The sequence below is a fragment of the Gordonia sp. HS-NH1 genome (assembly GCF_001418765.1).
Lineage (GTDB): Bacteria > Actinomycetota > Actinomycetes > Mycobacteriales > Mycobacteriaceae > Gordonia.
In genome coordinates this window covers 53752-75126 of record NZ_LIYC01000004.1, presented here as the reverse complement: position 1 = coordinate 75126, position 21375 = coordinate 53752, and the positions used below count along the sequence as shown (strand labels likewise).

At 69.7% G+C, this 21375-nt stretch carries 20 protein-coding genes; 17 read left to right on the top strand and 3 right to left on the bottom strand.

From position 1 onward, the window contains the following. Nucleotides 1-10: 10 nt before the first annotated feature. The 3 genes from AMD30_RS04940 (at nucleotide 11) to AMD30_RS04930 (ending at nucleotide 4447) form a co-directional block, all read left to right on the top strand. Nucleotides 11-1000, top strand: coding sequence for an alpha/beta hydrolase (locus AMD30_RS04940; protein ID WP_055474861.1), 990 nt, complete (start codon nucleotides 11-13; stop codon nucleotides 998-1000). A gap of 99 nt (nucleotides 1001-1099) precedes the next feature. After that, a complete protein-coding gene (glmS, locus tag AMD30_RS04935) occupies nucleotides 1100-2962 on the top strand; it encodes a glutamine--fructose-6-phosphate transaminase (isomerizing) (protein ID WP_010841855.1) in 1863 nt (620 codons plus the stop codon). A 9-nt stretch (nucleotides 2963-2971) separates the two neighbouring features. Then, nucleotides 2972-4447, top strand: coding sequence for an NAD(P)H-hydrate dehydratase (locus AMD30_RS04930; protein WP_055474860.1), 1476 nt, complete (start codon nucleotides 2972-2974; stop codon nucleotides 4445-4447). On the opposite strand, the gene AMD30_RS04925 is transcribed toward AMD30_RS04930, so the two are convergent. Next, a complete protein-coding gene (locus tag AMD30_RS04925; protein WP_055474970.1) occupies nucleotides 4395-4886 on the bottom strand; it encodes a hypothetical protein in 492 nt (163 codons plus the stop codon). The two genes, AMD30_RS04930 and AMD30_RS04925, sit on opposite strands and share 53 nt — an antisense overlap. Nucleotides 4887-5062: 176 nt before the next feature. Between AMD30_RS04925 and alr the strand changes: the two genes are divergently transcribed. From alr to groL, 8 genes are all read left to right on the top strand, one after another. Beyond that, complete coding sequence (gene alr / locus AMD30_RS04920; protein ID WP_055474859.1) at nucleotides 5063-6247, top strand: alanine racemase; 1185 nt, start codon at nucleotides 5063-5065, stop codon at nucleotides 6245-6247. Continuing rightward, nucleotides 6244-7383, top strand: a complete 1140-nt coding sequence (locus AMD30_RS04915; RefSeq protein WP_055474858.1) for an alpha/beta fold hydrolase — start codon at nucleotides 6244-6246, stop codon at nucleotides 7381-7383. The genes alr and AMD30_RS04915 overlap by 4 nt, the downstream gene beginning before the upstream one ends. After that, complete coding sequence (gene tsaE, locus AMD30_RS04910; RefSeq protein ID WP_055474857.1) at nucleotides 7380-7856, top strand: tRNA (adenosine(37)-N6)-threonylcarbamoyltransferase complex ATPase subunit type 1 TsaE; 477 nt, start codon at nucleotides 7380-7382, stop codon at nucleotides 7854-7856. Before AMD30_RS04915 ends, tsaE begins: the two co-directional genes overlap by 4 nt. Continuing rightward, entirely contained in the window at nucleotides 7853-8611 is a 759-nt protein-coding gene (tsaB, locus tag AMD30_RS04905) for a tRNA (adenosine(37)-N6)-threonylcarbamoyltransferase complex dimerization subunit type 1 TsaB (RefSeq protein WP_055474969.1), read from the top strand. Before tsaE ends, tsaB begins: the two co-directional genes overlap by 4 nt. After that, a complete protein-coding gene (gene rimI, locus AMD30_RS04900; protein WP_014926188.1) occupies nucleotides 8608-9117 on the top strand; it encodes a ribosomal protein S18-alanine N-acetyltransferase in 510 nt (169 codons plus the stop codon). Before tsaB ends, rimI begins: the two co-directional genes overlap by 4 nt. Then, nucleotides 9114-10160 carry a tRNA (adenosine(37)-N6)-threonylcarbamoyltransferase complex transferase subunit TsaD gene (gene tsaD, locus AMD30_RS04895; RefSeq protein ID WP_055474856.1) on the top strand — a complete coding sequence of 349 codons (1047 nt, stop codon included), beginning with the start codon at nucleotides 9114-9116 and terminating at the stop codon, nucleotides 10158-10160. The genes rimI and tsaD overlap by 4 nt, the downstream gene beginning before the upstream one ends. A gap of 193 nt (nucleotides 10161-10353) precedes the next feature. Next, on the top strand, nucleotides 10354-10653 hold the full coding sequence (groES, locus tag AMD30_RS04890; RefSeq protein WP_004019185.1) for a co-chaperone GroES: 300 nt from the start codon (nucleotides 10354-10356) through the stop codon (nucleotides 10651-10653). 134 nt (nucleotides 10654-10787) lie between these two features. Next, a complete protein-coding gene (gene groL, locus AMD30_RS04885; RefSeq protein WP_010841864.1) occupies nucleotides 10788-12404 on the top strand; it encodes a chaperonin GroEL in 1617 nt (538 codons plus the stop codon). 104 nt (nucleotides 12405-12508) lie between these two features. Here groL and AMD30_RS04880 read toward each other — a convergent pair whose 3' ends face one another. Next, complete coding sequence (locus tag AMD30_RS04880; RefSeq protein WP_010841865.1) at nucleotides 12509-12805, bottom strand: WhiB family transcriptional regulator; 297 nt, start codon at nucleotides 12803-12805, stop codon at nucleotides 12509-12511. 415 nt (nucleotides 12806-13220) lie between these two features. Here AMD30_RS04880 and AMD30_RS04875 point away from each other — a divergent pair, with 415 nt between their 5' ends. From AMD30_RS04875 to AMD30_RS04865, 3 genes are all read left to right on the top strand, one after another. Next, the gene (locus AMD30_RS04875; protein WP_055474855.1) at nucleotides 13221-14174 is read left to right on the top strand and encodes a hypothetical protein; all 954 of its coding nucleotides are present in this window, start codon (nucleotides 13221-13223) and stop codon (nucleotides 14172-14174) included. Between the two features lie 174 nt (nucleotides 14175-14348). After that, a complete protein-coding gene (locus AMD30_RS04870) occupies nucleotides 14349-14936 on the top strand; it encodes a sigma-70 family RNA polymerase sigma factor (protein WP_010841867.1) in 588 nt (195 codons plus the stop codon). Beyond that, nucleotides 14920-16002, top strand: coding sequence for an anti-sigma-D factor RsdA (locus AMD30_RS04865; RefSeq protein WP_055474854.1), 1083 nt, complete (start codon nucleotides 14920-14922; stop codon nucleotides 16000-16002). The genes AMD30_RS04870 and AMD30_RS04865 overlap by 17 nt, the downstream gene beginning before the upstream one ends. 124 nt (nucleotides 16003-16126) lie before the next feature. Here the strand turns inward: AMD30_RS04865 and AMD30_RS04860 are convergent, their stop codons facing one another. Beyond that, entirely contained in the window at nucleotides 16127-16516 is a 390-nt protein-coding gene (locus tag AMD30_RS04860; protein ID WP_004019191.1) for a DUF5319 domain-containing protein, read from the bottom strand. 148 nt (nucleotides 16517-16664) lie between these two features. Between AMD30_RS04860 and guaB the strand changes: the two genes are divergently transcribed. The 3 genes from guaB to AMD30_RS04845 all read left to right on the top strand — a co-directional run bounded on the left by guaB (nucleotide 16665) and on the right by AMD30_RS04845 (nucleotide 21373). Next, nucleotides 16665-18176, top strand: a complete 1512-nt coding sequence (gene guaB, locus AMD30_RS04855) for an IMP dehydrogenase (protein ID WP_010841870.1) — start codon at nucleotides 16665-16667, stop codon at nucleotides 18174-18176. Between the two features lie 87 nt (nucleotides 18177-18263). Further along, complete coding sequence (locus tag AMD30_RS04850) at nucleotides 18264-19421, top strand: GuaB3 family IMP dehydrogenase-related protein (RefSeq protein WP_010841871.1); 1158 nt, start codon at nucleotides 18264-18266, stop codon at nucleotides 19419-19421. A 173-nt stretch (nucleotides 19422-19594) separates the two neighbouring features. Next, nucleotides 19595-21373 carry a GMC family oxidoreductase N-terminal domain-containing protein gene (locus AMD30_RS04845; protein WP_084817198.1) on the top strand — a complete coding sequence of 593 codons (1779 nt, stop codon included), beginning with the start codon at nucleotides 19595-19597 and terminating at the stop codon, nucleotides 21371-21373. Nucleotides 21374-21375 lie beyond the last annotated feature (2 nt).

Here is a 21375-nt window from a genome sequence, read left to right as displayed (position 1 = left end):
GCTGTCTGCTGTGCCAGGCAAGAAGCAGCAGAAGCCGACGCAGTCGCCCGCGAAGCTGATGTCCGCGCTCGCCCGACGCGGGCCCCATCGCGTGTTGCGCGGGGACCTCGGGATCGTCGGGACACCGGGTGTCGTGTTCACTCCCGCCGAGGGCGAACGACTCCCGGCCGTCGCATTCGGCCACGGGTGGATGACGTCGGTGGAGCGCTACCGCGATCTGTGTCACCACCTCGCGTCCTGGGGCATCGTCGTCGCTGTGCCCGCGGGTCAGCGAGGTCTGCTGGCGTCCGACGACACGATGGCCGCCCAGTTGCGCTCGGCGCTGTCGATCGTGACCCGAGTGCCGCTCGGCTTCGGCGACATCACCGTCGACCCGCGCAAGATCGGGTTCGCCGGCCACGGCTTCGGTGCCGCCGCCGCGGTGCTGGCCGCGTCGGAGGGAGTGCTGCACGGCCAGCCGCAACCGCAGGCTCGCGGGGTGGTCGCGCTGTTCCCGGCGCCGACGACCGGCGGGCTGCTGCCCGCGGCCCGGCGGGTGAGTGCGCCCGGACTCATCGTGTCGGCGATCGGTGAACTCGACACCATTGACGGCAACGCGCTTCCGCTGGCACAGGCGTACGGAACCGAGTCGGCCGCCGACCCCCGTCCCGCTGCCGTGCTGCGTACCCCGCCGGGTGCCACCTCTCGTGGACTGATCGAGCACCGGTCCATCAAGTCCCTGCTCGGCAGCAACGGCGCCGACAAGAAGACCCACACCGCGGCACGCGCCCTGACCACCGGGTTCCTGCTGCACACGCTCGACGACGACAGTCGGTACGAGGTCTTCGCCGACGCCGACACCGAGCTGGGGAAGGTGCCCGCGGTGGATCTGGACGATCCGCCGGAGGCCCAGGACAAGATCGCCAAGTTGCTCGGCGCGAAGGATCGCAAACGACGCCGCGCCGCGAGCCCGGTTCCGTCCGGCCTGCCGAACGCAGTGGTACCCGACACCATCGAGTGACGGCCGTGTGACCGGACCCGACCGGGGTCTGTTGTGACCCGGCGCGGGACCCGACGCGCCGCGCTGCCACTCCCGCGTCCGCAGGTACGCTGACTAGCTATGTGTGGAATCGTGGGATACGTGGGGCGACGCGATGCCCTGGACATCGTCGTCGACGCGCTGCGACGGATGGAATACCGCGGGTACGACTCGGCGGGCGTCGCGATCCTCGACGGCGAGGGAAACACCGCGATCCAGAAGAAGGCGCTCCGGCTGGAGAACCTCGAGAAGCAGATCGCCACGGTCGGTCGCGAGTCGCTGGCCGGAACGACCGGCATCGGACACACGCGGTGGGCGACGCACGGCAAGCCGACCGATCGCAACGCGCACCCGCACGCCAGTGACGACGGCAAGCTCGCCGTCGTGCACAACGGCATCATCGAGAACTACGCGGAACTCCGCGCCGAACTCGAGGAGGACGGCGTCGAGTTCGCGTCCGAGACCGACACCGAGACCGCCGTGCACCTGGTGTCCAAGTACTACGCGCTGGGTCCGACCGCCGGCGACTTCGTGGCGAGCGCCTACGCCGCGCTGCGTCGTCTCGAGGGAGCCTTCACCCTCGTGTTCACCCACGCCGACCACGCGGACACCATCGTCGCGGCGCGGCGGTCGACACCGCTCGTGGTCGGTGTCGGCAAGGGCGAGATGTTCCTCGCGTCGGACGTGACGGCATTCATCGAACACACCCGGGACGCGGTGGAACTCGGCCAGGACGAGGTCGTGGTGATCACCGCCGACTCGTACACGGTCAGCGACTTCGACCAGAACGTCCGCGCGGGCAAGCCCTTTCACATCGACTGGGATCTCGCGGCCGCGGAGAAGGGCGGTTACGACTTCTTCATGCTCAAGGAGATCGCCGAGCAGCCGCGGGCGATCGCCGACACCCTCCTCGGGCATCTGCAGAACGGCCGGATCGTGCTCGACGAGCAGCGCCTGACCGACGACGACCTGCGCGACGTCGACAAGGTGTTCGTGGTGGCCTGTGGGACCGCCTACCATGCCGGACTTCTCGCCAAGTACGCGATCGAGCACTGGACCCGGCTCCCGGTCGAGATCGAGCTCGCCAGCGAGTTCCGCTATCGCGACCCGGTGCTCGACCGCTCGACGCTGGTCGTGGCGATCTCGCAGTCCGGTGAGACGGCCGACACGCTCGAGGCGGTCCGGCACGCGAAGGATCAGAAGGCCCGCGTCCTGGCCATCTGCAACACCAACGGCGCGCAGATCCCGCGCGAGTCCGACGCGGTTCTCTACACGCACGCCGGCCCCGAGATCGGGGTCGCGTCGACCAAGTGTTTCCTCGCGCAGATCGTCGCCGCCTACCTCGTGGGGCTCGCGCTGGCACAGGCCCGGGGCACCAAGTACGCCGACGAGGTCGCCCGCGAGTTCGCGGCGATCGAGGCGATGGCCGACTCGGTCGCGCAGGTGCTCGGCACGATGGAGCCGGTGCGGGAACTCGCACGCTCGCTGGCGCACCACAACACGGTGCTGTTCATCGGCCGTCACGTCGGCTACCCGGTCGCGCTCGAGGGCGCGCTGAAACTCAAGGAACTGGCGTACATGCACGCCGAGGGCTTCGCTGCGGGGGAGCTCAAGCACGGACCGATCGCGCTGATCGAGGATGGGCTGCCGGTGATCACGGTCATGCCGTCCCCGGACGGGCGCGCGGTGCTGCATTCCAAGATGGTCAGCAACATCCGGGAGATCCAGGCCCGCGGTGCCCGCACGATCGTCATCGCCGAACCCGACGACGCGGCCGCCCGCGCCGTCGCCGACGAGTTCATCCCGATCCCGAAGACGCCGACGCTCCTGCAGCCGCTGGTCTCGACCGTGCCGCTGCAGGTGTTCGCGGCGAGCGTCGCGCAGGCCCGTGGCTACGACGTCGACAAACCGCGGAACCTGGCCAAGTCGGTGACCGTCGAATAGCCGATCCGCATGCCGATCCGGTATCTGACGGCTGACGAGGTTCGCGACGCCGAGCGGGCCACGGGTGACCTGCTCACCGGCGGCGTCCTGATGCGCCGGGCGGCGCACGGCGTCGCACGGGTGGTCGTGGCGGAGCTGAACCGGACCGGCGGCTGCTACGGACGGTCGGTCTGTCTCGTCGTCGGTGCGGGGGACAACGGGGGCGACGCGCTCTTCGCCGGCGCCGAACTGCGACGTCGTGGCGTGCGGGTCGACGCGGTCCTGCTCGCCCCGGACAAGGCCCACGCCGCGGGGCTGGCCGCATTCCGCGCTGCCGGCGGACGGACCGTCGAGCGGCCACCCGACGGACCCGACGTGATCGTCGACGGAGTGGTCGGGCTCGGCGGCCGCGGTCCGCTGCGGACGAACGCCGCGGAGATCTTCGCGGCCACCGGTCCGGAGACCACCGTCGTCGCCGTCGATCTGCCGTCGGGTGTCGATGCCGACACCGGCGAGGTCCACGACCCGGCGGTCCGTGCCGACATCACGGTCACCTTCGGGGTCCGGCGCCGCGCGCATCTGCTCGCCGCGCCGCAGTGCGGGCGAGTCGTTCTCGTCGACATCGGCCTCGGCGATCTCGTCGACCGATCGGGTGGAACCGCCGAGCCGACGCTCAGCTCCCTCGACGATGATGAAATCGATTGGCCCACACCAGGTCCGGCCGACGACAAGTACACGCAGGGAGTCGTCGGGGTCATCGCCGGATCGCATCGGTACCCCGGCGCCGCCGTCCTCGCCACCGGCGCGGCGGTGACCGCGACCTCGGGGATGACCCGGTTCGTCGGATCGGCGCATGCCGAGGTGGTGGCGCAGTGGCCGGAGGTGGTCGCCACGCCCGAACTCGCAGACGCCGGACGCGTCCAGGCGTGGGTTCTCGGCCCCGGCATGGGTACCGACGATGCGGCGGCGGCGACCCTGCGCACGGTCCTGGGTACCGACCTGCCGGTTCTCGCCGATGCCGACGCCCTGACCCTGATCGCGCGCGATCCGGGGCTGGTCGACGGGCGGGCGGCGCCGACGCTGCTGACACCGCATGCCGGCGAGTTCGCCCGGCTGACCGGCACCGAGCTGGGGGCCGACCGTCTCACCGCCGTCGCCGGCCTCGCCGCGAGGTGGGGTGTCACGGTGCTGCTCAAGGGGCGCATCACGCTGGTCGCCGACCCCACGGGTCACGTCCTCGGCAACGATGCCGGGTCGTCGTGGGCGGCGACCGCCGGCGCAGGCGACGTGCTGTCGGGTGTCGCCGGGGCGCTGCTCGCCTCCGGGAGATCACCGCAGATCGCCGGTGCGGCGGCGGCGCGCGCACACGCCCGGGCGGCCGAGCTCGCGAGTCGCGGCGCGCCGATCGGGGCGTCGGCGCTGCTGTCGGCGCTGCGTCCGGCGATCCGCGAGTTCACCACGCGGTCAGCACGAACACGAGCGGATACAGAGCCGTCAGCGCGGTGAACGCGGTGACCGACGACAACACGATCACGTCGGCGATCGTTCCCGCGCGCCGCAGCGCGCCGTGCCGGATCCGCTGGGTGAACGAGACGGCCAGCGCCGCGCAGGCGGCGATCGTCGCGAGCACCGCGACGCCGAAGGCGATCAGGGCCGCGACTCCGTAGCCGTCGGCGGGTTCATCGGCCATCGCGTGCCCGAGGGCGAGCAGGAAGAGCACCCCGGCGGTGACGAACGCCACCCATGCGACGGTGTTGGCCGCCCACGACACCAACGATGCGCGCAGGCCCGGGCGGGCGGGGACGGTGGGCGGGTCGACGGGCGAGAAGTGGGCGAGGTCGTGGGCGTCGTAGTCGTGGTCACCGAAGTCGTGGCCGGGGGCCGGGGGCGCGAGGCGGGTGGGGACGACAACGGCCTTGTCCTGCGGATTCGAGGTGGCGTACATGGTCACTTCCGGGGTTGCGGCGACGGATCGGGAACTGCGATGGGGTCCACTCAACCGTCCGGACGGACGGCCCGCATCGGTGTGACTACTCACTCCACGTCCGCAAGACGACGCCCCGCTCTCACTGCGGGCAGCCGGGACGAGCCGGACCAGGCGATCTGGGACAATGGGCGACGATGACTTCCCCTGCTCTGACCGCGACCGTCGACCTCGGCGCGATCGCCCACAACGTCGACGTGCTGCGTGCCGCCTCGGGTACCGACGTGATGGCGGTCGTGAAAGCCGACGCCTACGGACATGGGGCGCTACCGGTGGCGCGTGCGGTCCTCGCCGCGGGTGCCACCGAACTCGGTGTCGCCCACCTCACCGAGGCCGCGGCACTGCGGGCGGCCGGCATCGACGCCCCGATCACCGCCTGGCTGCACACGCCGGGTGCCGACTTCGCGGGTGCGATCACCGACCGCATCGACATCGCGCTCTCGTCGATCTCGCAGCTCGACGCGGTCATCGCCGCGGCGCGGCGCATCGGACAGACCGCCCTCGTGACGGCCAAGGTCGACACCGGCCTCAACCGCAGCGGTGTCGCCGTGGACGAATGGGCGGACTTCGCCGAGCGGGTCGCGAAAGCGCATGCGGACGGGTCGGTGACCCTGCGTGCGGTGATGTGCCACCTCGCGCGCGGCGACGAACCCGATCACCCGCTCAACGATGCCCAGGCGCAGCGGCTCGACCTCGCCGTGTCCGACCTGGTCCGTCTCGGCGCCGCGCCCCAGGTGGTGCACATCGCCAATTCACCCGCGGCACTGACCCGTCCGGATCTCGCCCGTGACCTCGTCCGGCCCGGGATCGCCGTCTACGGCCGCACCCCGGTACCCGCGCGGGGCGACTTCGGGCTGATCCCGGCGATGACCCTGACCGCGCGTATCGCGCTCGTGAAGAAGGTGGCCGCGGGACAGGGCGTGTCCTACAGCGAGACGTGGATCGCGCCGCGCGACACGGTGGTGGCCGTGGTCGCCGCCGGATACGCCGACGGCGTACCCCGACTGCTGTCGGGCCGGATCCGGGTCCGGATCGGAGACCGGCTGTTCGACGGTGTGGGCCGGATCTGCATGGATCAGCTGGTCGTCGACCTCGGACCGGACGGCGCCGGCGTCCGCGAGGGTGACGAGGCCGAACTCTTCGGCACCGGGGCATCCGGCGGCCCCACCGCGAAGGACTGGGCGGACACGATCGGCACCATCGACTACGAGATCGTTTCCCAGGTCGGGCAGCGAGTGGTCCGTCGTTACCTCGGCGCGGGGGCCACCGGGGTAGATTCCGAGGACACGGTGACTCCCGAGAACGCGGGGACCGGACAGTGAGCGGGGCACCACTGGTGGACGATTCCGAACGCGTCGGACTGCTGGCCGGGGTGGCGGGAATCGCCGCCCTCGGCGGGATGGCAGCCGTCGGAGCGGCGCGCAACATCGCTCGCAAGAGCGTGGTGGGCCGCGCGGACCCCTACGCCGACGTCGATCTGACCGAGCTCTACGGCGAGCGCGCCACCACCGTCACCACCGACGACGGTCTGGAACTCGCGGTGCGGATCGTCGATCTGGGGACGGTGACGGCGGACACCGCACCCGACCTGACGATCGTGTTCGTGCACGGCTTCAGCCTTCGGTTGTCGAGCTGGCACTTCCAGCGAGAACAACTCGCCGCCGAGTGGCACGACCGCAACTATCGTCTGGTCTTCTTCGACCATCGGGGTCACGGTGAGAGCGATCCGGCACCGACCGAGACGTGCACGATCGCCCAGCTCGCCGACGACGCGGCAGCCGTGGTCCGTGCCACCGTTCCGGTCGGACCCGTTGTCCTCGTGGGCCATTCGATGGGTGGCATGACGCTGATGGGCCTCGCGCGCCGCCACCCGGCGCTGTTCTCGACCCATGGCCCGGTGGCCGGGGTGGGTCTCGTGGCGACGGCGTCGCGCGGTCTCACCGACGCCGGACTCGGTGAGGGACTGCGTAATCCGGTGGTGGATGCCTTCCGGATGAGTGTGCGCCGCGCGCCACGCCTGGTGCAGGCCGGGCGCGGACTGACCCGCTCCGCACTCGAACCGGTGCTCGTCGCAGCGAGTTTCGGGCCGACGTTCTACAGTCCGGCGCTCGGTGCCGCGGTGGACAAGATGATCCAGAGCACGCCCATCGAGACCATCGTGAACTTCCTGCACGCCTTGGAGATCCACGACGAGTCGACAGCCCTGCCGGTGATCGCGCAGGTTCCGACCACGGTCGTGTGCGGCGACCGGGACCGCCTCACGCCCCTGCGCAACTCGGTGCGGATGTACTCACAACTCGGTGCCGATTCGCGTCTGGTCGTCGCCAAAGGTGCCGGGCACATGGTCCAGATGGAGGAGCCGGGTCTGGTGAGCGACGTGATCGCCGAACTGGTGGATCGGGCGCGGGTCGCGCTGCCGGCTCCCCGCCGACGCTGGTGGAAGCGGGGCCGCGGATGAGTGGGTTGGGTCCCGCCGGTACCCGCGAGCTCCCCGACGTCGCCGACACCGAGGCCTTCGGCGCCGAGCTGGGGTCGACCCTGGCCGCGGGGGACGTCGTGATCCTCGACGGTCCGCTGGGTGCGGGGAAGACGGCCCTCGCCCGCGGGATCGGGGCCGGGCTCGGCATCGTGGGACGGGTGACCTCGCCGACGTTCATCATCGCGCGCGAACACCGACCGGGCCGGCCGGGCCGACCGGGGATGGTCCACGTCGACGCGTACCGACTCGGCGGGGCCGGGAACGGTTCCGGAGTCCTCGACGAGCTCGACGCCCTGGATCTGGATTCCGACCTGGACGAGGCGGTCGTCGTCGTCGAGTGGGGCGAGGGGGTGGCCGAGCGGCTGGCCGAGCGGCATCTCGTCGTCCGGCTGCGCCGGGACCCCGATACCGATGTGCGACAAGTGGAATGGGAATGGGTGAGTCCCGAATGAGTGTGACGCCGGGTGACGGACCGGGCAACGGGGGCGCACGGCTGGTGCTGGCGGTCGACACGGCCACCGATTCGGTGGTGACCGGTGTGGCCGAGCTGCGCTCCGACCCCGGGCCCTCCGGGTCGGACATCCGGGTGCTCGCCGAACGCGTGGTCACCGACCATCGTCGGCATGCGGAACTGCTCACCAGCCTCATTGCCGAGTGTCTCACCGAATCCGGCACCGCCCGAACCGATCTGGCCGCGGTGGTGGTCGGTTGCGGCCCCGGTCCGTTCACCGGGCTGCGGGTCGGGATGGCGACCGGCGCCGCGTTCGCCGACGCGCTCGGAATCCCGGCGTACGGCGTGTGCTCGCTGGATGCTCTTGCCGCCGAAGCCGTTCCGGGTGTCGACACCACGTCACGGGCGCTCGTGGTGACCGATGCGCGCCGGCGTGAGGTGTATTGGGCGGTGTACGAGGGCGGCCGGCGCCTGCGCGGTCCCGAGGTGGCCGCGCCCGCGGTGGTGGCCGAGGAACTCGCCGCCGACCTCGACGAGGGCCGGATCGGTGCGGTCGCGGGTTCGGCGGCCCACCTCGAACTCGCCGGCTGGACCGGTGGGGCTCCCGCGATCACGGTTCCGACGGTGCGGGGGCTGATCGAGGCGGCGCAGGCCGACATCGTCGCCGACCGGGAACCCGAACCGCTTGTCCCGCTGTATCTCCGGCGCCCCGACGCCGTCGAGCAGAAGGCCCGCCGGGCGGGTGTGGCGCGATGACAACGCCCGAGCTGGTGATCGACGCCCTCACCTACGGTGACATTCCGCGCTGCGCGGCCCTGGAGCGGCAGATGTTCGCCGACGACTCGCCGTGGCCGGCCGCCGCTTTCCGGGCCGAGCTCAACGCGCCGTACAACACCTATTTCGCGGCGCGGGAACGCGCCGGAGCCGATGTCATAGGCTACGCCGGCATCTCCCTGCTCGGCCAGCCCGACGCCTGGGAGTGCGAGATCCACACCATCGCCGTCGACCCGGACCGTCGGGGTCGGGGAGTGGGCAAGGCGCTGCTCGAGGCCATGCTCACCGTCGCCGACGAGAACGACGCCCCGGTGTTCCTCGAGGTGCGCACCGACAACGACGTGGCGATCGCGCTGTACTCGCGGCACGGGTTCAGCACCGCGGGCCTTCGGCGCAACTACTATCAGCCGTCCGGCGCGGATGCCTACACGATGTTGCGGCTCCCGGTGTCGGGCCGGCCGCTCGAACCCGAGGAGGGCCCGGCGTGATCGTCATGGGTATCGAGAGTTCCTGCGACGAGACCGGTGTCGGCATCGTCCGGTGGACGCCGGGCGAGGGAGACACCCCGGGATTCGCGACGATGCTGGCCGACGAGGTGGCGTCCAGCGTGGACGAGCACGCCCGGTTCGGCGGCGTGGTCCCCGAGATCGCCTCGCGCGCGCATCTGGAGGCGATCGTCCCCACCATGCGCCGGGCGCGGGAGGCGGCCGGGATCGACCGTCCCGACGCCATCGCCGTCACCATCGGGCCCGGCCTGGCCGGTGCGTTGCTCGTCGGTGTCGCCGCGGCGAAGGCCTACGCCCTCGCCTGGGATGTGCCGCTGTATGCGATGAACCATCTCGGCGGTCACGTCGCGGTGGACACCCTCGAGCACGGACCCATGCCGGAATGCATCGCACTGCTGGTGTCCGGCGGGCACACACACCTGTTGCACGTCACCGATCTCGCCGAGCCCATCGTCGAACTGGGCACCACGGTCGACGACGCGGCCGGGGAGGCCTTCGACAAGGTCGCCCGCCTGCTGGGTCTCGGCTTCCCGGGCGGGCCGGCGCTCGATCGTGCTGCCCGCGAAGGCGATCCGGGTGCGATCGCCTTCCCCCGCGGGATGACCGGTCCCCGCGACACGCGGCACGACTTCTCCTTCAGCGGGCTCAAGACGGCGGTCGCACGGTACGTGGAGAAATGCGAGCGCGACGGTGCGGAGGTCCCCGTGGCGGACGTGGCGGCCTCGTTCCAGGAGGCGGTCGCCGACGTGCTGACGATGAAGGCGGTCCGGGCGTGCGGTGACCTCGGGGTGGACACGCTGGTCCTCGGCGGAGGTGCCACCGCGAATTCGCGTATCCGGTCGCTGGCGGAGGAACGCTGTGCGGCCGCCGGGATCGACCTGCGGGTGCCGAAGCCGCGGTTGTGCACCGACAACGGGGTCATGATCGCGACACTGGGCGCCCACGTGATCGGCGGGGGAGCGCGCCCCTCGCCGCTGACCGTGGCGTCGGACCCGGCGATGTCGGTACGCGTCAGCCAGCTGTAGCGGACCGACCCCGGTGGATACGCGAGGAGCGAACACGTCCGGGTTTTTGCAGCCTCCACCCTTGAGTGCTGGCACTCGCATGTATAGAGTGCTAGTTGGCACTGACTGAAGCCTCGGAACCCGCGACGACGGGGTTTTGCAGGGCCGTGAACGTGCAGATTCTTTCTCAGTACGAAAGTTGAGGACTCACATCGTGGCGAGCGTGAACATCAAGCCGCTTGAGGACAAGATCCTGGTGCAGGCCGTCGAGGCCGAGACGACCACCGCCTCGGGCCTGGTCATCCCGGACTCCGCCAAGGAGAAGCCGCAGGAAGGCACCGTCATCGCGGTCGGCGAGGGTCGGGTCACCGAGCAGGGCAACCGCGTCCCCGTGGACGTCAAAGAGGGTGACACCGTCATCTACAGCAAGTACGGCGGCACCGAGATCAAGTACGCCGGCGAGGAATACCTGATCCTCTCGGCGCGCGACGTCCTCGCCGTCATCGGCAAGTAGGACCGGTACCGAGAACTCCGGCCGAGTCAGACCCCGCGAGCCTTTTTCGCGTCTCATATCGCCCCGGCGCCCCGTGCAGGGGTACCGGGGCGATGTGCGTTGCGGCGACCGGCTCCCGTTGAAGAAAGTGATATATGGCCAAGCAGATTGAATTCAACGAAACCGCGCGTCGGGCGCTCGAGCGAGGCATCGACCAGCTCGCCGACACCGTCAAGGTCACCCTCGGCCCGCGCGGCAGGCACGTGGTCCTCGCCAAGGCATTCGGCGGACCGAGTGTCACCAATGACGGCGTCACCATCGCGCGCGACATCGAGCTCGACGATCCGTTCGAGAACCTCGGTGCCCAGCTGGTGAAGTCCGTCGCCACCAAGACCAACGACGTTGCGGGCGACGGCACCACGACCGCAACGGTTCTCGCGCAGGCAATGGTCAAGGCGGGCCTGCGCAACGTGGCCGCGGGCTCCAACCCGATCGCCCTCGGGCAGGGCATCAGCAAGGCTGCCGATGCGCTGAGCGAAGCGCTGCTGGCCGCTGCGACCCCGGTCGCGGGCGAACAGTCCATCGCCCAGATCGCCACCGTGTCCTCTCGGGACGAGGAGATCGGCGAGATGGTCGGAAAGGCCATGACCGCGGTGGGCGCCGACGGTGTCGTCACCGTCGAGGAGGGCTCCGGATTGAGCACCGACCTCGAGATCACCGAGGGCGTCCAGTTCGACAAGGGCTTCCTCTCGCCCTACTTCGTCACCGACGTCGACAGCCAGGAAGCGGTCCTCGAGGACGCGTTCGTCCTGCTCTACCGCGACAAGATCAGCTCCCTGCCGGAGTTCCTGCCGCTGCTGGAGAAGGTCGTCGAAGCGGGCAAGTCGCTGCTGATCATCGCCGAGGACGTCGAGGGTGAGCCGCTGTCGACCCTCGTCGTCAACTCGATCCGCAAGACGATCCGCGCCGTCGCGGTCAAGGCGCCGTTCTTCGGCGACCGCCGCAAGGCATTCCTCGAAGACCTCGCGGTCGTCACCGGTGGAACCGTGGTCTCCTCCGACATCGGCCTGAGTCTGTCGACCGTCGGTCTCGAGGTGCTCGGTTCGGTTCGTCGCGTCGTCGTCACCAAGGACGCCACCACCCTCGTCGAGGGCGCCGGCACCAAGGACGCGATCGCGGACCGTTCGGCCCAGCTGCGGCGCGAGATCGAGCAGTCCGACTCCGACTGGGACAAGGAGAAGCTCGCGGAGCGTCTGGCGAAGCTCTCCGGTGGTGTCGCCGTCATCCGTGTCGGCGCGGCCACCGAGACCGCGCTCAAGGAGCGCAAGCACCGCGTCGAGGACGCCGTCGCGGCGGCCAAGGCCGCGGTCGAAGAGGGGATCATCCCCGGCGGCGGCTCGGCGATCGTGCAGGCGTCGAAGAAGCTCGACGCACTCGCCGATTCGCTGACCGGCGACGAGGCCCTGGGCGTGCGCGTCGTGCGCGACTCGGCGCGGGCGCCGCTGTACTGGATCGCCGCGAACGCGGGCCTCGACGGCGCGGTCGTGGTCGACAAGGTCGCCGGTGCGGCCGACGGCTCGGGTTTCAACGCCGCGAGCCTCACCTACGGCGACCTGGTCGCCGAGGGCATCATCGACCCGGTGAAGGTCACCCGGTCGGCGGTCGTCAATGCGGCGTCGGTGGCCCGGATGGTGTTGACCACCGAGACGGCCATCACCGAGCGGCCGGCCGACGAACCGGCCGGTCACGCCGGTCACGGGCACGCGCACTGACGTAGACCCCTCGAGGTCACGAAGTCGACGAGAACACGAGAGCCGGGCATCCTTTCGGGGATGCCCGGCTCTCGCCGCTGTCGGGTGGGCTCGACGCCCTGGACTCAGCTGGCCATACGGCGGCCGACGCCGCGCTTCATCAAGATGCTGCGCTCGGATTCGGAGAGACCGCCCCAGATGCCGTACGGCTCCGCGACCGCGAGGGCGTGCTCCCGGCACTGCGCGATGACCGGGCACTGGTGACACATTTCTTTGGCTCGCCGCTCGCGCTGCGCTCGGGCCCGGCCGCGTTCGCCGTCCGGATGGAAGAACATCGACGAGTCGACGCCGCGGCAGAGTCCTGACATCTGCCAGTCCCAGATGTCAGCGTTGGGGCCGGGGAGATGATTGGGCTGAGGCATGACAGCTACTCCTTGTCGTGGGCCGCACCGAGGTGCTCGGTGAGAAACGTCGATTTCCTGCAACGCTGAACTCACATTAAGCGGGCCTGAGAAATGGCGTCAATAGGCCCCAAATGGGACATGATTGCCGCGAAAGTCTCAGAAATGTTAACGGCGGGTTAGTTCGTCTCCGACGGATAGCACAGCTGTGACCAGACATTCCGTTGCCCCCCGAATCAGGTGACTCCACCCCATTTGAGCTGGGTATTCACTCGACATGACGTAGTCTTTCCCCGGTGCGCGGAGTGTGAGGGTGTGGTGACGTCGATCGAACCGATTTACACGTCGGAAATCTTCCGATGATGCACCCGTGATCTGTCCGGAGAATTAACGTTGGGAATCGTTCGTTAAATTCATGCAAACCAAAAGAGTTCGAGTGACCAAGAACACCTGGCAGGCGTTCGAGAATGCCGTTGAGCTGCGTCGACACCCGTCGATGGAGCCCGCGGTGGCTCCGCTGTTTCGGGCCTGGGCCGACGCGGTCTCATCGGGTGGGCGCGGGGAGTACGCCGGCGCGCTCACGGCACTGACGGAGCTGGAGAGGGTGATCGGTCCGTCGACGGGCCCGGCGGCGTCCCTCGCCCCGGAGACCGCACTGTTGTCGCTGTGTCAGAGCACCCGTGCGTCGCTGGTTCGCCAGGCCGGGCGTCACCGGATCGCCTCCGGAATCGACGGCCGGTCCCTCCTCTCCGTCGGCATCCCGGACAGCCGGCCGTCGACGGGCTCGCCGGACCCGGCCGAGGTGTCGCTGACGCGAGCCGCGGTCGCGGACGGACTCGTCGGGCTCGCGGCCGACAATCTGGGTCTGCTGAGGTTCGGTGCCGCGCGCCGGCTGCTCGACCGGGCGAGGGCGGTCCTCGACGCCGTGGACGGTCCATCGTCGGGAACGACCCCCGACGGTTGGTCGTGGCGGCCGGCGGACGCGGACTGGACGACGGCGACCCGCTGCCGACTGCGCTGGGAATGGGTGAGCGCCGAACTCGGTCTGTATCGCGGTGACGTCTCGACCGGGCTGGACCATGCCCGGGCGGGGGCCTCGCTGATCCGGGAGATGCACGACGCGGGGACTCCGGTCCCGGCCCGGCATCGCATCAAGACCGCGCTCATCGCCGCTGCCGCCACCGCCGGTGGAGGGGACAGGGGCGGCGCGGCCACGGTTGCGCGGGATGTCGTCGCCGACGCTCGCGACGAGGGTCTGCTCCCGCTGGAGTGGGCGGCGATGAGCCTGCTGCTGGGTACCGGAGCGGCGTCCGAGGGCGACATCGCGCGCCACCGCGAGCTCCGCGCCACGCTGATCGGCAAGGGCATGGCGCTGATGCCGGGGGGTTGATCGCTAAGGTGTGTTGGGGTCTGCCACGTCATCGCCGCCGGGACGTCGGAGAACGCTGCTCGCCAGTCGCGTTCCACGACGGTCGCCACCGGCGGCGTCACCGTGCTGGGGCCCGTACCAGGACTGGCGGCGAGGCCGGTTGGCCGATCTGTAACACGGGGATTCCTACGCGCGATGAAATTGACAGGTGGTGAGTTGAACGACGCCGTCCGGGCCGCGGGCCAAGGCGATCGTGCCGCTCTCACGTCAGTTCTCGAAAGCGTGCAGGAGCCGATCCTGCGCTACTGCCGAGGACGCATCGGGGTCGGGGAACGTCATCTGTTCTCCGCCGACGACATCGCGCAGGAGGCTTTGATGGCGGTGATGACCGCACTGCCCCGTTACCGGGACCAGGGCAAACCGTTCATGGCCTTCGTCTACGGCATCGCGTCGCACAAGGTTGCCGACGCCATGCGGGTGGCGGCACGGGTGAAGTCGGACCCGGTCGAGGAGATCCCCGAGGTCTCGCACGTGACCGGCGGTCCCGAGCAGTTCGCCATCGACGCCGACGGCAGCAGGCGGATGAGAGCCCTGCTGGGCATCCTGCCCGAGAAACAGCGCGAGGTGCTGGTCCTGCGGCTGATCGTCGGTATGTCGGCGGAGGAGACCGCCCAGGCCATCGGCAGCACCGCCGGAGCGGTGCGAGTCGCCCAGCACAGGGCATTGGCGAAGTTGAAAGACGAGTTGAGACGGACAGGAGGTCACGATGAGCGGACAGTCTGATTGGCGTAGACGCCGTGTCGTCGGCGGTGACCAGCCGAATCGACCCGGCCAGCCACCGGTCCATCGGCGTGCGCCCGGTTCGAGCGGTCCGGCGCCCACCGGCCCCGGACCCCTGGACCCGGTCCCGTCGGGCGCGAATCCCGCGTTCGATCCAGCCGCCCACGATTTTTCCGCAGCCGACGACTCGCTGGACCTCTCCGAGGTCAACTTCGACGAGAACTTCCTCGACGCGCTCACCCGGGACGTGCCTGTGCCGACCCGGGACGCCGCGGAGTACCAGCTGGCCGAGATGCTGTCGGGCTGGAAGTCCGAGATCATGTCCACCCCCGAGCCGGAGCTGGTCTCCGTCGACGATGTCGAGCGCGCGATCGGGACCACCGAGCGGGCGAGCCGCGGACGCCGCATGGTGCGGCACCTACGCGTCGTGTCGGGTGCGGCCGCGATCGTCATCGTCGCCGCTGCCGGTCTGACCGTGCTCTCCGAGGGCTCGCAACCCGGCGATCCGCTGTGGGGCATCAAGCAGGTCGTGTTCTCCGAGGCCGCGTCGCAGACGCAGGCGGCGCACGACGTCCGTACGAATCTCGAGCGTGCCGAGGCCGCGATCGCGGCGGGTGATCCGGTCGCGGCCGCCAGTCTGCTGGCCGAGGCGAAGGACCGCATGGGTCCCATGGGCGACAACGAGATGCGCGACGAGATGACCGACTGGATGAACCGCATCCGCGCGGGCGCGGGTCTGCCGACGGAGGTCACCGATCCCACGACGCCGGGCGGCGCGGAGCAACCGGCCACGACAGAGCCGACTCGACCCGATCTGACCAGCCGTGAGGACGATCCGTCGGCACCAGGCGAGTCGACCCCGCCCGGTGGCGGGTCCGACGATCCGACCGCGCCGTCCGAGGAGACGAGCGAGCCGGAGGTCCCGTCGTCCGCACCGCCGTCGAGCGGACCGGCTCAGCCGTCCGCGCCGTCGTCGAGCACCAAGGTCACGCGTTTCCCGGCCGAGATCCCCGGGATTCCGTGGACCCCGCCGCCCGGCGTGGACGCGTCGGGTCGGCCGATCGGCTGACCGGACTCCGCAACGACCGGTCGCCGATCACGAGCCCGGATTCACGAGTGAGGCCCCGCACCGGACCGGTGCGGGGCCTCACTCGTGGTTGTGACGTCGGGGAGTCGGCGGATCGCCGGGTTCGTCAGCGTTCGTCGTCGAGATGGCTACGCGCGTCGGCGTAGCCGCGGCAGTAGTCCCACGTGACGTAAGCGTCGGGGCGTGGGTCCACGGCCGGCTCATGGGGCCGCACGGTGCCATCGATGAGAAGCTGGATCAGATTGGCGCGCAGCATGTCCCAGTCGTGATAGTGATCCTCGTGGCAGTCCTCGCAGACCACGACGAGACCGCGCACACCGCGATTGGTCAGCAACGCCTCGTACAGTGCGAGATCGGCGAGATCCTCTTCGACCGCGAGCCGCTCGTTCTCGTCCAGCGGGATACCCGGCTCCACGCTGTCCAGTGCGGATGCGGGGTCGCTGGGATCGTCGGCGAACGGATCCGGCGGGAGGCCGGGTGGCAGGTGGTCACGCACATCACCACCGTAGCCGATCCGCGGCTGGTCGCGCCGCAGGCATTCACCGGTCCCGGACGCCGGTGATGCGGACGGGTCGGGCCGTCTCACCGGCACGAAGACGCCTGTGTGACGATCGCCGCACCAGGGGAGTCGATACGATGGTCCGATGACTGCTGTTCGTACCGGTGGAGACGATCCCGGCAAGGTCGCGATGCTCGGCCTGACCTTCGACGACGTCCTGTTGCTGCCCTCGGCGTCGGACGTGATTCCCAGCGAGGTCGACACCTCGTCGCGGGTGACCAAGAACGTGACGCTGCGGGTCCCGCTGGTGAGTTCGGCGATGGACACCGTGACCGAGTCCCGGATGGCGATCGCGATGGCGCGCGCCGGCGGCATGGGCGTCCTGCACCGAAATCTGTCCATCGAGGAGCAGGCCGGCCAGGTCGAGACGGTCAAGCGCTCGGAGGCCGGAATGGTCACCGATCCGGTCACCTGCACGCCGTCCCACACGCTCGCCGAGGTGGACGCGATGTGTGCGCGCTACCGCATCTCCGGCCTGCCGGTCGTCGATGAGAAGGGTGAGCTCGTCGGCATCATCACCAACCGCGACATGCGGTTCGAGGTCGACCAGAGCCGTCCGGTCGCCGAGGTCATGACCAAGGCGCCGCTCATCACCGCCCAGGAAGGGGTCTCCGCGGAGGCCGCGCTGGGACTGCTGCGCCGGCACAAGATCGAGAAGCTGCCGATCGTCGACGGCAACGGACGCCTGACCGGACTCATCACCGTCAAGGACTTCGTCAAGACCGAGCAGCATCCGCTCGCGACCAAGGACTCCGACGGACGGCTTCTCGTCGGTGCCGCTGTCGGTACCGGTGACCCGCAGTGGGACCGTGCGATGGCACTGGCCGACGCCGGCGCCGACGTGATCATCGTGGACACCGCCCACGCGCACAACCGGCTCGTGCTCGACATGGTGGCCAAGCTCAAGGCCGAGGTCGGCGACCGGGTGGACGTGGTCGGCGGCAACGTCGCGACCCGTGAGGCCGCGCAGGCCCTCGTCGATGCCGGTGCCGATGCGGTGAAGGTCGGCGTCGGACCGGGTTCGATCTGCACCACGCGTGTCGTCGCCGGCGTCGGCGCCCCGCAGATCACCGCCATCCTCGAAGCCGTGGCGGTCTGCCAGAAGGCAGGCGTCCCCGTCATCGCCGACGGCGGTCTGCAGTACTCCGGCGACATCGCCAAGGCGCTCGCCGCCGGTGCGTCGACCGCGATGCTCGGCTCGCTGCTCGCGGGCACCGCCGAGGCCCCCGGCGAATTGGTCCTCGTCAACGGCAAGCAGTTCAAGAGCTACCGGGGCATGGGCTCGCTCGGTGCGATGCAGGGGCGCGGGCAGGCGAAGTCGTACTCCAAGGACCGCTACTTCCAGGACGACGTCCTCAAGGAGGAGAAGCTGGTTCCCGAGGGCATCGAGGGGCGCGTGCCGTTCCGCGGCCCGTTGTCCCAGGTCATCCACCAGCTGGTCGGCGGCCTGCGTGCCGCCATGGGCTACACCGGCGCCTCGACGATCCCGGATCTGCAGACCGCGCGGTTCGTCCAGATCACCGCGGCCGGACTCAAGGAATCCCATCCGCACGACATCACGCTGACCGCCGAGGCGCCCAACTACTATTCCCGCTGAACTCCCCGAGGTCGTTCCCGCCGGATTCGTCCGGCGGGCCAGGCCGTATGGTCGTTGTGCAGCTGAACCCCGCAGAAAGGCGCAGTGGTGCGTGACCTCGTCGAAATCGGCATGGGCCGGACGGCCCGACGGACCTACGAACTGGGCGACATCAGCATCGTCCCCTCCCGTCGGACCCGTTCGTCCAAGGACGTCTCCACGGCGTGGCAGATCGATGCCTACCGTTTCTCCTCACCGATCCTGAGTCATCCGACCGATGCGCTGGTGTCGCCGTCGGTCGCGATCGAGCTCGGCAGGCTCGGTGCGCTCGGTGTTCTGAACGGTGAGGGGCTGTGGGCCCGTCACCGCGACGTCGAGGCGAAGATCGAGGAACTGGTCGCGATCGCGGCCGGGGATCCGGATCCCTATGCGGCGGTTCGGCATCTGCAGAAGCTGCATGCGGCTCCGCTCGACAGCGGGCTGTTGGGTGAGGCCGTGGCGCAGGTCCGCGAGGCCGGCGTCACCACGGCCGTTCGGGTCAGCCCCCAGCACGCGCCGGAACTGACCCCGGCTCTGTTGGCGGCCGGGGTGGAGATCCTGGTGGTCCACGGGACGATCATCTCGGCCGAGCACGTGGCGCAGGTCGACGCCGACGGCACCCAGCGGGAACCGCTGAACCTGAAGACCTTCATCGCCGATCTCGACGTACCCGTCATCGCGGGTGGCGTGCACGACCATCGCACCGCGCTGCACCTCATGCGGACGGGCGCGGCGGGCGTGATCGTCGGATACGGTTCGGCCGCCGGGGCCACCACGACCGGCGAGGTCCTCGGCATCGGTGTCCCGATGGCGACCGCCATCGCCGACGCCGCCGCCGCGCGTCGCGACTACCTGGACGAGACGGGTGGTCGCTACGTGCACGTCATCGCCGACGGCGACATCCACAGCTCGGGCGACCTGATCAAGGCGATCGCCTGCGGAGCGGACGCCGCGGTGCTCGGAACCTCGCTCGCCACAACGAGTTCGGCACCCGGCAACGGCTGGTACTGGCCGTCGGCCGCCGCGCACCCCGACACCCCGCGCGGTGCCCTTCTGCAGGTCGCCGCGGGTGAGGACCGTCCGAGTCTCGAGCGGGTCCTCAACGGGCCGTCCGACGATCCGTACGGTGAGCTCAACGTCGTCGGTGCGTTGCGTCGCGCCATGGCGAAGGCCGGGTACTGCGATCTGAAAGAGTTCCAGCGCGTGGGGTTGTCCGTCCACGCCTGATCTCCGTGCCTGCCCCTGAGGTGCAAGGAGCGTAAGCGCAGCCTCGCCTGCTCCCTGAGGTGCGAGGAGCGCCAGCGCAGCCACGTCTGCTCCCTGAGGTGCGAGGAGCGCTGGCGACGAGCCTCGAAGGGTTAGGGTGACCTGGGTCTCTTTATGTGACAATGCGCGTTAGTATGGTCACCATGGGTTTCGACAGGTCCACCGAACGCGCCACCGACTTCGACGTCCTGATCGTCGGCTCCGGCTTCGGCGGCAGTGTGAGTGCGTTGCGTCTCGTGGAGAAGGGGTATCGCGTCGGCGTCGTCGAGGCGGGGCGTCGTTTCGAGGACGAGGACTTCGCCAAGACCAGCTGGCGCCTCAACCGGTGGTTGTGGGCCCCGAAGCTGGGTCTGTACGGCATCCAGCGCATCCACGCGCTCAAGGACGTGATGATCCTGGCCGGCGCGGGGGTCGGCGGCGGATCACTCAACTACGCCAACACCCTGTACAAGCCCCCGACACCGTTCTTCACCGATCCCCAGTGGAACCACATCACCGACTGGGAGGACGAGCTCGGTCCGTACTACGACCAGGCGCGCCGGATGCTCGGTGTGGTCACCAACCCGACGGTCACCGCCTCCGACCGCGTGGTCGCCGAAGTCGCCGCCGAGATGGGTGTGGGCGACACGGTGACCCCGACCCCGGTCGGTGTGTTCTTCGGTGCGAAGACGGGTCTGGCCGGGGCGCCCGGTGAGACCGTCCGCGACCCGTATTTCGGCGGTGCGGGCCCGGACCGGACCGCCTGCACCGAATGCGGAGCGTGCATGACCGGGTGCCGGGTGGGCGCCAAGAACACCCTGCTGAAGAACTACCTGGGTCTCGCGGAACGCAACGGCGCCACCATCATCGACCGCACCACGGTGGACTCGCTGCACCAGCGCGCCGACGGTGTCTGGGAGGTGGGCACGCATCACTCGTCCTCGTGGGGGCCGCTCGGACGTCGTCGGCGCACGATCACCGCTGGTCAGGTGATCCTGGCGGCCGGCACGTTCAACACCCAACGACTCCTGCACCACGCGAAACTCGGTTCGCTGCCCCGGATCTCGGATGCGATGGGCAGGCTCACGCGGACCAACTCGGAGTCGATTCTGGGTGCGATGGGTTCGCGGATCGACCCGGAGAACGACTACTCGCGCGGTGTCGCGATCACCTCGTCGTTCTATCCCGAGCCGAACACGCACATCGAGCCGGTGCGATATGGCAAGGGCTCCAACGCGATCGCGTACCTGCAGACCCTGCTCACCGACGGGGGGAGCCGGCGTGACCGGTTCGGCCAGTTCCTGCGTCAGGTCGCCCGCAACCCGTTCCTGCTGGTGCGGTTGCTCGTGGTGCGGCAGTGGAGCGAGCGGACCGTGATCGCGCTGGTCATGCAGAACAACAACAATTCGTTGACCACGTTCGTCCGCAAGCGCGGACCGCTGCGTTATGTCACCAGCAAGCAGGGTCACGGGGAGCCGAACCCGACGTGGATTCCCAAGGGCAACGAGGCAACTCGCCGGATCGCGGCGAAACTGAACGGCGGCGTCGCCGGCGGGACCTGGGGCGACATCGTCAACATGCCGCTGACCGCGCACTATCTCGGCGGCTGCGCGATCTCCGACGACCCGGACGACGGCGTCATCGACCCATACCAGCGCGTGTGGAACTACCCGACACTGCACATCGCCGACGGTGCGTCGGTGTCGGCGAACCTCGGTGTCAACCCGTCGCTGACGATCTGTGCGCAGGCGGAGCGGGCGGCGGCCCTGTGGCCGAACAAGGGTGAACAGGATCGTCGTCCGGCGCAGGGCGAGCCGTACCGCCGCATCGAGCCGATCACGCCGACGTCGCCGGTGGTCCCGGCCGACGCACCGGGCGCTCTGCGGTTGCCGATCATCCCGCTCACACCGGTCACCGCCCAGCGGATCTCGTAGCA